Origin of the sequence: Paenibacillus sp. MB22_1 (assembly GCF_047200555.1) — a bacterium.
GTDB lineage: Bacteria > Bacillota > Bacilli > Paenibacillales > Paenibacillaceae > Fontibacillus > Fontibacillus phoenicis.
On record NZ_JBLADV010000001.1, the window covers coordinates 2,218,117 to 2,232,856 of the forward strand.

11 protein-coding genes are annotated in these 14,740 nt (G+C 52.5%); 1 reads left to right on the forward strand and 10 read right to left on the reverse strand.

The genetic code is table 11. The features are described from left to right. Positions 1-68: 68 nt before the first annotated feature. The 7 genes from ltrA to mqnC all read right to left on the reverse strand — a co-directional run bounded on the left by ltrA (position 69) and on the right by mqnC (position 9,421). Complete coding sequence (ltrA, locus tag ACL02P_RS10465; protein WP_020815955.1) at positions 69-1,361, reverse strand: group II intron reverse transcriptase/maturase; 1,293 nt, start codon at positions 1,359-1,361, stop codon at positions 69-71. 582 nt (positions 1,362-1,943) lie between these two features. Next, positions 1,944-2,093, reverse strand: a complete 150-nt coding sequence (locus ACL02P_RS10470; protein WP_198136242.1) for a hypothetical protein — start codon at positions 2,091-2,093, stop codon at positions 1,944-1,946. A gap of 139 nt (positions 2,094-2,232) precedes the next feature. Continuing rightward, positions 2,233-2,934 carry a 3D domain-containing protein gene (locus ACL02P_RS10475; RefSeq protein WP_412837216.1) on the reverse strand — a complete coding sequence of 234 codons (702 nt, stop codon included), beginning with the start codon at positions 2,932-2,934 and terminating at the stop codon, positions 2,233-2,235. Between the two features lie 387 nt (positions 2,935-3,321). Continuing rightward, a complete protein-coding gene (gene thrS / locus ACL02P_RS10480; RefSeq protein ID WP_009227029.1) occupies positions 3,322-5,259 on the reverse strand; it encodes a threonine--tRNA ligase in 1,938 nt (645 codons plus the stop codon). A 525-nt stretch (positions 5,260-5,784) separates the two neighbouring features. Continuing rightward, positions 5,785-7,131, reverse strand: a complete 1,347-nt coding sequence (locus ACL02P_RS10485) for an ISLre2-like element ISTco1 family transposase (RefSeq protein WP_260072014.1) — start codon at positions 7,129-7,131, stop codon at positions 5,785-5,787. A 122-nt stretch (positions 7,132-7,253) separates the two neighbouring features. Continuing rightward, positions 7,254-8,165, reverse strand: a complete 912-nt coding sequence (locus ACL02P_RS10490) for a putative sporulation protein YtxC (RefSeq protein ID WP_323076120.1) — start codon at positions 8,163-8,165, stop codon at positions 7,254-7,256. A gap of 119 nt (positions 8,166-8,284) precedes the next feature. Further along, positions 8,285-9,421 (reverse strand): cyclic dehypoxanthinyl futalosine synthase, encoded by a 1,137-nt coding sequence (gene mqnC / locus ACL02P_RS10495; RefSeq protein ID WP_009227031.1) that lies wholly within the window; start codon positions 9,419-9,421, stop codon positions 8,285-8,287. Positions 9,422-9,826: 405 nt separating this feature from the next. Between mqnC and ACL02P_RS10500 the strand changes: the two genes are divergently transcribed. Next, entirely contained in the window at positions 9,827-11,071 is a 1,245-nt protein-coding gene (locus ACL02P_RS10500; RefSeq protein ID WP_016310842.1) for an IS110 family transposase, read from the forward strand. A 354-nt stretch (positions 11,072-11,425) separates the two neighbouring features. Here ACL02P_RS10500 and ACL02P_RS10505 read toward each other — a convergent pair whose 3' ends face one another. Genes ACL02P_RS10505 through metA form a run of 3 tightly spaced genes read right to left on the reverse strand, consistent with a single transcriptional unit; the run spans position 11,426 to position 14,729 of the window. Further along, complete coding sequence (locus ACL02P_RS10505) at positions 11,426-12,589, reverse strand: trans-sulfuration enzyme family protein (protein ID WP_009226678.1); 1,164 nt, start codon at positions 12,587-12,589, stop codon at positions 11,426-11,428. Then, positions 12,586-13,776, reverse strand: a complete 1,191-nt coding sequence (locus tag ACL02P_RS10510) for an aminotransferase class I/II-fold pyridoxal phosphate-dependent enzyme (RefSeq protein ID WP_009226679.1) — start codon at positions 13,774-13,776, stop codon at positions 12,586-12,588. Before ACL02P_RS10510 ends, ACL02P_RS10505 begins: the two co-directional genes overlap by 4 nt. Before the next feature lie 17 nt (positions 13,777-13,793). Beyond that, a complete protein-coding gene (metA, locus tag ACL02P_RS10515; protein WP_009226680.1) occupies positions 13,794-14,729 on the reverse strand; it encodes a homoserine O-acetyltransferase MetA in 936 nt (311 codons plus the stop codon). Positions 14,730-14,740 lie beyond the last annotated feature (11 nt).

Genomic DNA, 14,740 nt, shown 5'->3' on the forward strand with positions numbered 1-14,740 from the left:
TCATCAAACCGTACGTGAGGTTTTCCCTCATACGGCTTTCCGATGTTCGTCATTCATGTGCGTACAGATTACAAAAGCGTCTTGAGTCCATATTGTATGGATAATGATTTCACTTCGCGTAGTGAACTCAACCAACGAGCACGTTGATGCTTCTTGGCATACCACTTTGCGAACCGCTGTAGGATGTACCAATCTAATTTTGCCATCTTCTTTTGGCTGTAGGCTGTGAAGTAATAGTTACGCCACCCTTGTATTTTTGGGTTCAGGTATTCTAGGTGTTCCTGGAATGTTTTGTGGCGCATGCTCGGTGGGGCTAACCGCTCCTTCACGACTTCCCGTATCCGCTCCTCGGCCTTGCGACACAACCATTGTTGTGTTGTGTAGTACACTTGGCCCTTGGAAGTTTCGGCTTTGGTCTTTCGATGGTGCATACCTAAGAAGTCGAAGCCATCTTCTCCTGTCCATAGTCCGACAATGCGCGTTTTCGTTGGATGAAGGGTTAGTTCAAGGCGTTCCATAATCGCTCTTATGAGTTCATACGCCCGGTCCGCATCCTTCTTTGTTTTGCAGATGACCACTAGATCGTCCGCGTAACGTGTGAGTTCCCCAACCTTACTGCCATGCCGTTCCCACAAGAGATCGAAGTAATTCAGGTAGATGTTCGCCAAGAGCGGTGAAATGACCCCACCTTGCGGTGTTCCTAAATCTGAACGTCTGATCTTTCCTTCCTCCATTACTCCCGCGCCTAACCACTTCCTCACCAGTTTCAGGATTCGCCTGTCACTGATTCGCATTTCGACCAGCTTCATAAGCTTCTCCTGATTGATGTTGTCGAAGTAGCCTTGGATGTCGACGTCGACCACCCAATTCCCTTTACGGTTGCATGCTTTCCGGATGCGATCTAGCGCTTGCTTCGCACTTCTCTTTGGCCTAAACCCGAATGACGTTTCTTGAAAGTCTGCCTCGAAGATGGGTTCAATGACTAGTTTAGTTGCCATCTGAATGACGCGGTCTCTCACCGTGGGAATACCCAGCGGTCGCTGTTTGCCATCTTTCTTCGGAATGTAGTGGCGTCTTACAGGTTGCGGATGGTAGTTACCTTCCTTTAGAAGACGTTGACATTCGTGCACAAACAGTACTTCTCCCTGTTTCTCGATGTCTGCCAGCGTCTCTCCGTCAATTCCTGCCGACCCCTTATTGGCTCGCACTCTTTGCCATGCCTCCCAAAGGATGTCTAGCCGGTAGACCTTGTCGTACAGCGCGTGAAACCTTCGCTTCTTGCTTTCCTTGGCCGCATGACCTAGTTTCTCTTGGAGTTGTTGAACGTTTTCCTTTGGTGTGGTTAGCCGTTTGGCATTCACTGACTCGTACCTCCTTCAGAAACTTGAACAAAGCAGGGCTCCTTCCCTCCCGTAGGTTGTGTTGTCCTGCGGTTCCTTGGTAGTATGAGCCCCTCGGACTCCCTTCCTGCAGCACGCTCACTTCACCTTTCGGGTTTATAGAGCGACTCTTTACGGTTTTCAAAAAAAAATTACCGTGCAGGGGAGGGTCTCCCCAGTTCACTGCATCCTCTTTCATACCATGCCGTTCCCTTTACACCGGAGGATTCTTCGCTGTCGCTCCAAGTTCTGAACAGCTTCCATGGCCTTCGTCCATATACACGAGACTCGGCTTCCTCTTTTCCCTCTTGCGAGGCCTTTTTGACGATGCGGCAGGATTCACTTCATGTTACGGCCTGATATGTCGCTCGCCCTGTCTCTGACAGATACTTTCGTCGATACGCTTCTACGCACAGATTTCGCCATACGCAGGTATCCTAGCTACGCGGGGGCTTGGCCCCTCCCGCGACCGGACTTTCACCGGTTAGAAGATGCGTGCTTAGCTGGGCACGCTATATGTAAAAAGCGTCCCTCAAGGGACGCTCTTTTCGCTTTACGCGATCATTATTGTTGTTTGTTCACTGAAGTCGTTGCATTGCGAGAAGCTTTCGCTTTCTGAGCAACGGTTGCTGTGCTTTCTTCAGCAAATTCCTCATTAAACTTCTCGTTCGGTGTTTTGTAACCTGGAGAAGCGGCTTTCTTTTGATTTGCCATGATTCTTCACCTCCCTCTCGCATACGCCAATTTTGTGGATTCGTCGGCGTTTTCGCAGCCCCTAGTCGTGGACCACGAACCTTATTATGCGAACTGGGAAGATGAATTATGCGAGCGAAAAAGCGAAAGTGAGCGAAGCTTAAATCGCCTTATCCCAAAGGTTTTCGGGAATTTCCTTGTTCACTTCCATCGCTTTGCCAAGCTCCTTCAGCATCTCTTCGGTTAACTTGCCGTCTCCTTTGCGGACCACCTGGACCTCAACCTCTTTTTTGCCCCATTCCTTATAAACCTGCTTGATGGTGTCAAAATAAAGGTCGATTTTGTGCCCGCGGATTGCTGAGCCTTTATCAGCAACAACACCGTAGCCATACCCCGGAATATAAAGGATCGTACCAATTGGAAAAATCTTTAAGTCGGCAGCAATCGTCGAGACGGTATCTTTGTCACGCCGCACCCGAACACCTGAATACGTAATGCCGTATTGCGGATGGTTGGGCTTCTTGCCGGTGGATTCATAGCCGGCGGTATAACCGGTTGCCAGTACTTTGACGGTTTTCACCGCTTTTTTCTTGCGTTCAGGCTGAGCTTGTTCAGCCTGTTTATGTTCCGGATTCATCATGATGCCCCGTTGATATTGGTATTGTCGTGTTGTTCTTACCGCTTGCAGTTGCTGCGATTGCTTCAGCTCCAGCCATTCTGCGTAATTCCGATACTGCTGGTTGGCGTATATGCTTTGCGGCTGGAAGCCCCCAGCCGGCAGATCTGCTGCCATCATAAATACAAGCAATCCTGCAAGCAAACAGCGTGTACTAAACTTGTGCCAGAAATGAAATTGGCGCATGAGAAAACCTCCCCCTTATTCGAAAGGTTTTCCACATACGCCCAATTCTATACATCCTGGCTTTTGAGCACGAATCCATTCCATGCTCGCATCTTGCTCCCAACTGCAAAAGTGCAGTTCATTTTACTAAATTCCCTCACTTTGGGCTTCTTAAATGTAAAAACACAGTTCGTTTACGCACAAATCCGCCGATTCAGCCAAAAAAACCTCAATAAACTGCACTTTTACATTTCAGAACCCTAAATACTGCAATTTTGCCCATGATGAACTGCACTTTTGCAGTTAAAGCGTTTGAGGCAGAGGATATTCCAGCGAATCCCGCAAAATAAAGAGGCTAAAATGTTGTACGAAATACAACATCTTAGCCTCTACGTTTTAGCTCACCAACTAAATCACGTGGTTGCGGATTTCCTCCTGCAATTGAGCAATCACTTCATCCACCGCTTTGGCGCCAAGGTCGCCTTGGCCACGTTTGCGGACGGAAACTGTGCCGGCGTTTTGCTCGTTTTCGCCTACGACGAGCATGTACGGCAGCTTCTCAAGCTGAGCTTCGCGGATCTTATACCCGAGCTTCTCGTTGCGCAGATCGCTTTCGGCGCGGATGCCGGCAGCCCGCAGCTTGTCTTCGACCTGACGAGCATAAGCGTCGAAGTTGCTGGACACCGGAAGCACCTTCGCTTGAACCGGAGCGAGCCAGAGCGGCAGATTCCCTGCAAAGTTCTCCAGCAGGAAGGCCGTGAAACGTTCCATCGTCCCGAGGATCCCGCGGTGCAGCACGACCGGACGATGCTTCTGGCCGTCGTCGCCAACGTACTCCAGCTCAAAACGTTCTGGCAACAGGAAGTCGATTTGCACAGTCGACAGCGTTTCTTCCTTGCCAAGCGCCGTTTTGATCTGCACGTCGAGCTTCGGTCCGTAGAACGCCGCTTCGCCTTCTGCTTCAAAGAATGGCAAGCCGGCTTCCTCTACAACCTCGCGGAGCATCCGCTGCGCCGTATTCCACATCTCGTCGTTTTGGTAGTACTTCTCCGTATCTTGAGGATCACGGTAAGATAACCGGAACCGATACTCATGAATCCCAAAATCGTTGTATACCTGTTTGATCAAATCCAGGACGCGCTTAAATTCATCTTTGATTTGATCCAAACGGCAGAAAATATGAGCGTCATTCAGCGTCATAGAACGCACGCGGTGCAACCCGGTTAATGCGCCGGACATCTCATAACGATGCTGCATCCCCAGCTCGGCGATGCGGATCGGCAAGTCCCGGTAGCTGCGCATATCACTCTTATAAACCATCATGTGATGCGGACAGTTCATCGGACGAAGCACGAATTCTTCCGTATCGATCGCCATTTTCGGGAACATGTCTTCTTGATAATGCTCCCAGTGACCCGATGTTTTATACAAATCCACGTTCCCCAGCACCGGCGTGTATACATGCTGGTAACCCAGTCTTTCTTCGATATCAACGATATAACGCTCCAGCGTCCGACGAACCGTCGCTCCCTTCGGCAGCCAAATCGGCAAGCCTTGGCCGACCAGGTTGTTGAACGTAAAGATGTTGAGTTCCTTCCCCAGCTTCCGGTGGTCGCGTTTCTTCGCTTCTTCCAGCATGTGCAGATGATGATCCAGGTCCGCTTTCTTCATAAACGCGGTACCGTAAATCCGCTGCAGCATTTTGTTGTTGCTGTTGCCGCGCCAGTACGCGCCAGCCACGCTCAGCAGCTTAAACACTTTGATTTTCCCGGTCGAAGGCACGTGCGGCCCGCGGCACAGGTCGAAGAACTCGCCTTGATCATAAATCGAAATGACGCTGCCTTCCGGCAATTCGCGAATGATCTCCAGCTTATACGGATCATCCAGCTCCGTATAGATCGCTAACGCTTCTTCACGGCTAACCTCGCGGCGGGTAATCGGCAGGTTTTCACCGATGATGCGTTCCATTTCTTTTTCGATCTTTTGCAGGTCCTCTGGATTAAGCGGATGCTCCAAGTCCATGTCATAGTAGAAGCCGTCTTCGATGACCGGCCCGATCCCCAGCTTCACTTCCTTGTTGCCAAACAAGCGTTTCACCGCTTGAGCCATCAAGTGGGCACTGCTGTGACGCATGATTTCCAGACCTTCTTGGGAATCCCCAGTAATGATCTCAACTTTGGCGCCATCCACCAGCTTCGTGTTTAAATCCACCGCCACGCCATTGATTTTTCCGGCCAGCGCATTTTTGCGCAAACCACTGCTGATCGAAGCAGCGACATCCTCCAGACTGCTGCCTTCCGCATACTCCCGAACCGAACCGTCCGGCAAAATAACAGATACTGCCACCTTGATTTCCTCCCTAAAATATGTGATTGTTTACCGGAAGCGGACAAATCAAAAAACGCCCGTCCCGGAAAGGGACGAGCGTTAAATACCCGTGGTTCCACCCTCATTCGGCCAATCCGCAGCACTCACCCGTGCATCACAACTCGGAAACGGCCCTTAATTCGGCATTCGTTAACGGGAATGAACCGGTATTCCTTACTTCACGAAGGTTCGGGAATACAGCTACAAAGGGGTAAACCAAAAGCGAATCCGAAGGGAATTCCAGCCAAGTTCCCTCTCTCTGTACCGTTCAAGCCTTCTGGCTCATGTCTTTGTCCACGCTATTTAAGGTTGTTCACTTAATGGAAGTAATTATAATGCGAACTTCCCGGATCGTCAAGAAACCTCTTCTTCATGTCAGTGTCAAGCTAGCGTGGGCAGTCATTTAAGATGCCTGGAACGCGAACCCCGAAGGAACCTCTTCCTTGTAAGCGCTTTGCTTCGTTCTTTCATCAAACACAAGTGATTTGTCAGAATTTTTTGCCGTTATCCGCGAAGTGCTTTGAGTGCCATACCCGTTGTGCTGCTTTGCTTCGGTCCTTGCAGCATGCGAATCATTCCAGCGATACAACCCTTGACCGGTTGCGTCACGTTCTTGAGCAATTGCCGCATGTTTATCGACTGCTGCGGCGTTGCCTGCTTACTCGCTTGTCCTTCAACCGTTCTTACCACCGTGCCCGCTTCTTGAATCCTCATCATCGTCCTCAGCATCGCCCTGACGCCTCGCTCACTCCAACTGTACCCGCCACGCTTCGTCCGCTTGGCGAATATACGCATCTGCGATTCCGCGCTTCCCATCGGGCGCATGCCGCTTGTGTCAATCCCCTTCGCCTGGAGTGTTTTTCGGTAGTCGTCCAAATGCTTCTCATGCCGCTTTAGAAATCTTTTATACGGCTTCCAATCCTTCCGGTTCTCTTCCGCTATCTCTTGCTCCGACACGCCTTCCAGGACCGCCATAAGCGCGGCTGCATCCTGTTTGGCCAAAGACCGTCTCACTCTCTCCCACACCTGCGGCAAATGACCGACAAAGCGTTTCAAATCACGCGCCACATGAAAGCGGTCCAGCATGTACAGACATTGGTGAAAGTAGGATGTACATTCCCCGATCCACGCCGCGCCGTCTCCGTTCACCACAAGCCACGTGTTCTCGTCGATTTCGTAACGCTCCACCAGAAAGTCCCCGAACCCTTCCCAGAAGTCGCCGCCGCTCGTATGCAGGTAATGCTGTTTGTTCTTCAGCTGTACCCGCTTGCCGTTCTTCTCCCAGCCTTCGTGTACGACTGCAATTGCGTTCTCCATCCCGCGCTTTTTGCTCCGCTGCAGCTTCGTGTACAGCCCATCCACTTCCACGAACAGCACGCGGGCAGCGCGCCGTTTCACCGCTGGCATCGGCTGTTGCGCACGCTCCATCAGTTTTTCCCTGATCGCTTGGTGGCTCAGCACATTGTAGCCCAAAAGCTGCTCCAGCCGCTTTGCGCTGTCCCGGTACGACGGTCCTTGGCTTGCGAATGCGATGGCTGTCTCTTCCAAATGCGGACTGACTTTCCCGCGCCCTTCGAATTGCAACAGCTGATCCAGCAGATACACGTGTTTGCCGCTTCTGCGGTCACAGTACAATCTCCGCTTGAAGCGCACATTCCCGAACACTGTGTTGACGCTTGTTTCACGCTCGTCCTTTACTCGATAACGCTCTCGGTCCCGTTGCTCCAGGATCTGCTGATCCAGCGCCTCCAGCACCTGCTTCATCGCACGAGCGAATTCCTCCTGCATTTTCCGGAAAATCCATTGCTCAATCTCTTTCATCGTCGGCATTGTTGTGGTAAAGTGGCTCACAGGAGCTTCCTCCTTCTTGGTGTGTTGTGCGCAAACATCACTTTACCAAGGGAGAAGCTCTTTTTCTATATCCGCTTTTTCCAATTCCTACACCCACAGAGATTTTACACTATCCTTCTTCATTACCCTTGATCTAGACGCCGCGTCTCCTGATGGAACAGCTGGCAATGCGGGCAAAGCAAGCAGATTTCCACCCGATCGCCAAAAATCCGCGAGATCGTCGTAATCACCTGGGCATCAGGTTCCTGGGTATGAATCAAAATCCGGTCCGGGGACAGGGAGATCAAGGTGCTGACAATCACGTCCTCCATCTGCATCTCCTGATCGGCAATCCGCGCGACAACCCCGCCAGAAGCCGGCACACGAATCGGCGTAAATTGCTCGTTCAGAATCGCAAATTCATGATCGTGCTTATGCATCAAATGAACTAACGGGGTCAAAGGCTCCTGAAAATACACGAAATACTGCAGCAGCCCAATAAATTCCTCATACTGCTTGTCGAGCAAAAACTCGTCGACGGCATAATCTACGATTTCGCGCAGCTTGTCCTCGTAAGCCTTGAGGCGAAACCAGACGAACCCTTCCAGATGGAGGTCGGAGGAAGACTGCAAATACTCGCGTAGCGCTTCTTGTACCAACGCTTTGCGTTCCTCTCGGGCACAGCCGGTAACAGCTTCTTCGGCCAGAAGCCGGTCCACCATGTCATGAACCTGCTGCGCTTCCTCGCGGGATTCGAAGCTGTAATCCCGTCTCATGACTCGAGCGGCGACCTCTTCTTCCTTCTCGCTGATGATGTATTCTGCGATGCCAAGCGACAAAAGGTCGATCAGTTGTGGATCGCAAGCAGCTTGCCCCCCGCCGCTGGAGTCTGGACGTCCGATAAGCACCGCCTCCAGCATCCCGCCTTCGGCTGCTTGAAAGCTAAGCCGAACCTCGCGGTTATGTAAGCTGCTGACGGCCTCCTGTATCAAAGCTTTGAACCGTTCCTCCGATTCGGCGGAACCACAATTGACGCGTACAGTAAAAAAATCCATGAATCTGGCCCCCCTTCCGCTTCCTTCTCCAAGTATATGGTGGGAAGGTAGCGGATATACGGGAACCGTTCATGGAATGAAAGGCAGTTCTGCCAGCAATATTTTATAGGAGAATCAAGTTAGTTTTGCATAATAAAATCGCGTTCGACCGTAGCTTCTTCATCAAACACACGTAAAATCTCATATTTGGTATTGCGTTGAGCCGGAACTTTGCCTGCGGAACGAATGATCGACAGGATCGATTCGATGTTCACTTTATGCGTCGCACCGGCGGACGATACAACGTTCTCCTCGATCATCGTGCTGCCGAAGTCGTTACAACCGTATTGCAGCGACAGCTTGCCGACTTCAGGACCCATCGTCACCCAAGAGGACTGCAGGTTTTTGATGTTATCCAACACAATTCGGCTAATCGCTACCGTTTTTAGATAGGCTTCCGGCGTTTGCCGTTCGGCTTTCAGGTTCGTGTTGTCCGGCTGGAACGTCCAAGGGATAAAGGCCAAGAAACCTTCCGACGGATAACCGTTCTGGATGCATTCATCCTGTGCTTCCCGCACGCGCAGCAGATGCAGCGCCCGTTCTTCCATCGACTCGCCAAACCCGATGACCATCGTGGCCGTCGTGTTCATTCCGATTTTATGGGCGGTTTGCATTACGTCCATCCAGTCTCTCCAGGAGCCTTTCAGGCGGCTGATTTTGCGGCGTGTCCGGTCGTCCAAAATTTCAGCTCCGCCGCCCGGCAACGAATCAAGACCTGCTGCATGGATTTCGCGCAAGACCTCTTCCAGCGAAAGCCCATCGGACACTTCCTTCATCTTCATGATTTCCGCAGGTGAGAACGAGTGCATCGTGATGTTCGGGAACCGCTCTTTAATCGCCTTCAATAAGTTCGTATAATAGCTAAATGGTAAATTCGGGTTGGTTCCACCTTGCATCAGAATCTCTGTGCCGCCTACGTCCACCGTTTCCTGGATTTTTTGAAAAATCACTTCGTCCGGAAGCACATACCCTTCCTCAGAACCTGGCCGGCGGTAAAAAGCACAGAACCGGCAATATACGTCACAAATGTTCGTATAGTTGATGTTCCGTCCGATCACAAACGTCGTGATCGGTTCGGGATGCTTGCGCTCCATCAAAATGTTGGCGGTATGCCCGATCTTCTCCACTTCGTCAGATTCGAACAACCGGATCGTATCCTCCAAATCCAGGCGTCCGCCCTGCAGCGCTTTGTTTAATATATCATCGATTGCAGTCATATCACTGCCTCCTCGTATAGTATCTTTAAAAAGCTCTTTTAGGTTCATTTCCATCCCCCCGGGGGATGGAAAACAGCCTCCAAATTTCCAGCTTGTTCTTTGAAAATTCCATCAGGGACTGGACTTTCCGGTATGCCTCTGGACAATGGAACGTAGGGTCCATTCGGGGAAATCCTTCTGCCTCCAGTAGCATCGTCTACTCCTTAAGTCTGTTTCTCCGGTACGCGTCTGAGCTTCTTACCCGCTGGCTGTTCCCTTCGGCATCCCATGCCCGGTTTTAGCAGATCCGGGGCAGCTCATGGCCCGAAGTGTGTCCTCATACGCGAGGGTGATAGATCTGCGCGTGCGCCGGAGGCATCCCGGAGCGTCCATTCCCTGAATCCCTAGCGAAAGGAGGAATTTCACTTGAAGCTTTTTGTCGGTATTGACGTGAGCTCGCAAGAGCTCGAAGCGTGTTTCATGAACGCTGACGGTGACAAGCTTGAGACACTCACCGTCAAAAACAATTTGAATGGCGCCTCGCACTTGCGTGACCAAATCGTCGCTGCAGCGGACAAGTTGGCCGTCACCGAGATTCACATCGGCTTGGAAGCCACTTCCGTCTACAGCTGGCACCCTGCCATGTACCTGCATCAGGATCCAGCGCTTCGAGAGCGCAAGGCCAAGGTGTTCACCTTGAACCCCAAGCTCATCAGCAAGTTCAGAGAAGCCTATGCGGATATGGACAAGACCGACCGGCTCGACGCCTGGGTCATTGCGGATCGCCTGCGCTTCGGCCGCCTGACGACCACCATCGTCATGCAGGAGCAGTATGTCGCCCTTCAACGCCTCACGCGCATGCGTTTCCACTTGGTCCATAACTTGGCTCGCGAGAAGCAGTACTTCTTGCAGAACCTGTTCTACAAGTGCAATGCGTTTACAACCGAGGTCGACAGCTCCGTGTTTGGCCATGCGCTCATGGAGATGCTCTCCGAGAAGTTCAGCCTCGATGACATCGCCGAGATGGACGTGGCCGATCTGGCCGACTATCTGCGGGACAAGGGACGCAATCGTTTCCCCGATCCCGAGCGGGTCGCCCGCTGCATTCAGCAAGCTGCCCGCGCCTCCTATCGGCTGTCCAAGGTCGTGGAGGATTCGATTGACCTGGTGCTCGGCACCTCCATCGAATCCATCCGCAGCATCCAGAAGCAGCTCAAGGATCTCGACAAAGCGATTGAGCGGGTCCTCGACGGCATTCAAGGCGCTCAGTGCTTGCTGTCAGTGCCCGGCATCGGCAAAGTCTATGCAGCCGGTCTGCTCGGCGAACTCGGCGATATTGAACGGTTCAAGGATCAAGCCGCCGTCGCCAAGTACGCGGGTCTGACGTGGCGCAGGCACCAGTCCGGCGTCTTCGAGGCGGAGGACACCGCCCGCATCAAATCCGGCAACCGATTCCTGCGCTACTACCTCGTTGAAGCTGCCAACTCGGTTAGGATGCGCGATGAAGAATTCGGTGAATATTACCGGAAGAAGTATCACGAAGTGCCCAAGAATCAACACAAACGCGCCCTCGTCTTAACGGCAAGAAAACTCGTGCGTCTGGTCGATGTGCTGCTACGCAGCGGCCAACTCTACACGCCTCGAAGGAAGGTGAATAGCGCCAAGGATTAACGCCTCCTTTGCCTTAGTCCTTCACGAATTCCCAGTAAAAATCTGGTATCTGACATGGTTTTTGGCTGGGTTTGGTTTGATGCGCCCTTTTTTCGTGACTCCGCGCTCAACAGGCACGGGAAATTTCCAATTCGATTAAATCAACAGCTTGACATCATACCGCTGGACTTAGAACAAATAAATGAATCCCAAGCGATACCTGAAAATTTAAAATGTTAATTCAATCGTAACACAGTCCGCCCAGGAAAAACAGCACCCAATCACGGCGCAGACGCCGAAGAAACGTTGACACATACAGAGGAAAATGCCAAAAAGGCCGCATACCGCGGCCTTTTTATCCGTTCACGAGCCTATTCAGCTATTTGCAAGCGCCTCGTCCAAATCGGCAAGCAAATCGTCGATGTCCTCCAGCCCGACGGAGAAACGCAGCAGCCCGTCGGTAATGCCCCGCTCGCCGCGAACTTCCGGCGGCATCGAGGCATGCGACATCATCGCCGGGTAAGAGAGGATGCTCTCGACGGCACCCAGGCTGACCGCAACGAGCGGCAGCTTCACCCGATTCAGCACCCGCTTGGCCCGCTCGCCTGAACCAACGTCGAAGGAGACCACCGCGCCATAACCGGTGGATTGCTTCTCCTGAACCTCGCGGCCGGGGTGATCCGGCAAGCCAGGATAATACACGGCCGCGATGTCGCTCCGGCGGCTCAGCCAGTCGGCCAGCTTGCGCGCGCTCACTTCGCTGTGCGCCATCCGCGCCCCCAGCGTCTTCATGCCGCGCATCAGCAGCCATGAATCCTGCGCGCCAAGGACGGTGCCCAGCCCGTTCTGCACATATTTCAGCTGACGGGCCAATTCTTCCGTCCGGGCCACCGCCAGGCCGGCCAACACGTCGCTGTGTCCGCCGAGGAATTTCGTTGCGCTGTGCAGGACGATATCTGTCCCCAGCTCAATCGGGCGCTGGTAATACGGCGTCATAAACGTATTGTCCACGATGCTAAGCAACCCATTTTCTCGCGCCCACGCGGAGATTTCCGCGATATCGGTGATTTTTAACGTAGGATTGGACGGCGTTTCCATATAGACGGCTTTCGTGTTGGCTTTCAAAGCCGCCTTTACCTGCTCCGGCTGCGTCATATCGACGAACGTCGTTTCGATGTTCATCCGGGTTAAAATATTGGACAGCAGACGATAGGTCCCGCCGTACACATCTTCGGTCACGATAATATGATCGCCGGCCGAGAGCAGCATCAGCGTTGTGGAAATGGCGGCCATCCCGCTGGCAAACGCGAAGCCTTGGACCCCGCCTTCCAATACCGCAATGTAATCCTCCAGCGCCTGCCGCGTCGGATTGCCGGAACGGCTGTAATCGTGCTGCGGCGGATTAAAAATATCGTGATGATGGAACGTCGACGCCTGATAAATCGGTACACTGGACGCGCCGGTAGCCTCGTCCACCTCGCTGCCGAAGTGAATCAGCTTCGTTTCAAATTTGTTTTCCCGTTTCTCCTGCCCGCTCATGCGCCTTGTCCCCCTTCGACTTCCTGCCGCGCCGCTTCCAGTGCATTACTCAGGTCCGCAATCAAATCATCAACGTGCTCGATGCCAACGGAGAACCGCAGCAACCGATCATCCACGCCCACCGCATTGCGGATCTCCTCCGGAATGTCAGCATGCGTCTGCACTGCAGGATACGTCATCAGCGATTCCACGCCGCCGAGACTTTCGGCAAATGCAATCAGATTTAGATTGCGCAGCACCGGCTCTACGTACCGAGCATCCGTGACTTTGAAGGAGAAGATCCCCGTATTGCCGCTCGACTGCTTCCGTTGCGTCGCGTACCCTGGGTGATCCTCCAATCCCGGGTGGAACACCTCGGCTACCTGTGGATGTGTCTGCAGGAATTTGGCGATCGCCAGCGCGTTGCTTTCGTGCCGCTCCATCCGCAGCGCCAGCGTCTTCATTCCGCGCATCAGCTGATAAGAATCGGACGGGCTGAGCACCGCCCCAATCGAGTTGTGCAGGATCGCCATCTCCTGAGACAGCTCCTCGCCTTTGGTGATGATCAGACCAGCCAGGACATCGTTATGGCCGCCCAAGTATTTTGTCGCGCTGTGAACAACGATGTCCGCACCAAGCTCAATTGGCCGCTGGAAATACGGCGTCATCAGCGTATTGTCGACGATCGTCAGCAAGCCATGGGACCGCGCCCATGTCGATACCGCTTCAAGATCGGTGATCATCATCAGCGGATTGGTTGGCGTCTCAATAATAACCGCCTTTGTATTCTCTTGACGTACACGTTCGAGTGCATCCAAATCGTTCGTATCCACATAAGTTGCGGTTACGCCAAATTTGGACATGATCCGCTCCAGCAAACGGTATGTGCCTCCGTAAAGATCCAACGATACGATGAGATGGTCGCCTTGAGAAAATAACGTAAATACCGTCTGCAGCGCGGCCATCCCGGAGCTACAGGCAAACCCGGCATCGCCGGATTCCAGAGCGGCCGCTGCGTCTTCCAGCACTTTGCGGGTAGGGCTTTTCGTACGGATATAATCGAAGCCCGTGCTTTGCCCCAGACGCGGATGCCGAAACGCCGTGGCTTGATAAATCGGATAATTTACCGCGCCTGTGACCGGTTCTTCGACCGATCCGATTTGTGCCAATCTACTCTCGATGCGCCATTCCTTGTTTCTCTCCCCCACCTGCAATCCCTCCACTTTTAGATCTCATATACAAAATCGGCCGTTTGATCGATATCGTACGGTGTTTCTTGATACACATAGTAGTTTAACCAATTGGAAAATAATAAGTTTGCATGGGCACGCCACGAAGAACGCGGGGTGCGAGTCGGATCGTTATTCGGGAAATAGTTTACCGGCAGATCGATTTCCAAGCCTTTGGCAACATCCCGGTCATATTCCCATTTGAGCGAATCCGGATCGTATTCGGAGTGCCCGGTCACGAAGATCTGTTTACCGTCGCGGGTGGCGACCAAATAAATGCCGGCTTCCTCCGATTCCGCCAGAATCTGCAGTTCCGGCACTCGTTCGATGTCCGAGCGTTCCACGTCCGTATGACGAGAATGCGGCACTTGGAACACTTCATCAAACCCACGCAGCAGCTTTACCTTCGGATCGTTGACCGTGTGGGAGAAGACACCAAAGCACTTTTTCGCCAGTGGAACTTTACGAACGCCATAGTGGTAATACAATCCGGCCTGCGAGGCCCAACAGATGTGCATGGTCGAAGTGACATGGGTTTTGGACCACTCGAAGATTTCCTTCAACTCTTCCCAGTAGTTCACTTCTTCAAAATCCAACTGCTCGACCGGTGCCCCTGTCACGATCATGCCGTCAAAGCGGCGATTACGAATATCGCCAAACGTTTTGTAGAACATCTCCAGATGCTCTGCGGACGTATTTTTCGAGGTATGCGTGCTCGGATGTAGCAGGACGATTTCCACCTGAAGCGGCGTGTTCCCCAGCAAACGTAAGATTTGTGTCTCCGTCGTTTCCTTGGTTGGCATCAGGTTCAGAATCGCGATCCGCAGCGGGCGAATGTCCTGATGGTATGCACGGCTTTCATCCATCACAAAGATGTTTTCGTTGGCCAACACGTCCTTGGCCGGTAAATGGTCCGGTACTTTAATCGGCATGTGGTTTCACT

Bases quoted from the DNA above. Each gene is read 5' to 3' on its own strand.
- ACL02P_RS10470 (WP_198136242.1), bottom strand. From the start codon at position 2,093: ATGGCAAATCAAAAGAAAGCCGCTTCTCCAGGTTACAAAACACCGAAC.
- ACL02P_RS10505 (WP_009226678.1), bottom strand. From the start codon at position 12,589: ATGAGCGGGCAGGAGAAACGGGAAAACAAATTTGAAACGAAGCTGATT.
- metA (WP_009226680.1), bottom strand. From the start codon at position 14,729: ATGCCGATTAAAGTACCGGACCATTTACCGGCCAAGGACGTGTTGGCC.
- mqnC (WP_009227031.1), bottom strand. From the start codon at position 9,421: ATGACTGCAATCGATGATATATTAAACAAAGCGCTGCAGGGCGGACGC.
- ACL02P_RS10490 (WP_323076120.1), bottom strand. From the start codon at position 8,165: ATGGATTTTTTTACTGTACGCGTCAATTGTGGTTCCGCCGAATCGGAG.
- ACL02P_RS10475 (WP_412837216.1), bottom strand. From the start codon at position 2,934: ATGCGCCAATTTCATTTCTGGCACAAGTTTAGTACACGCTGTTTGCTT.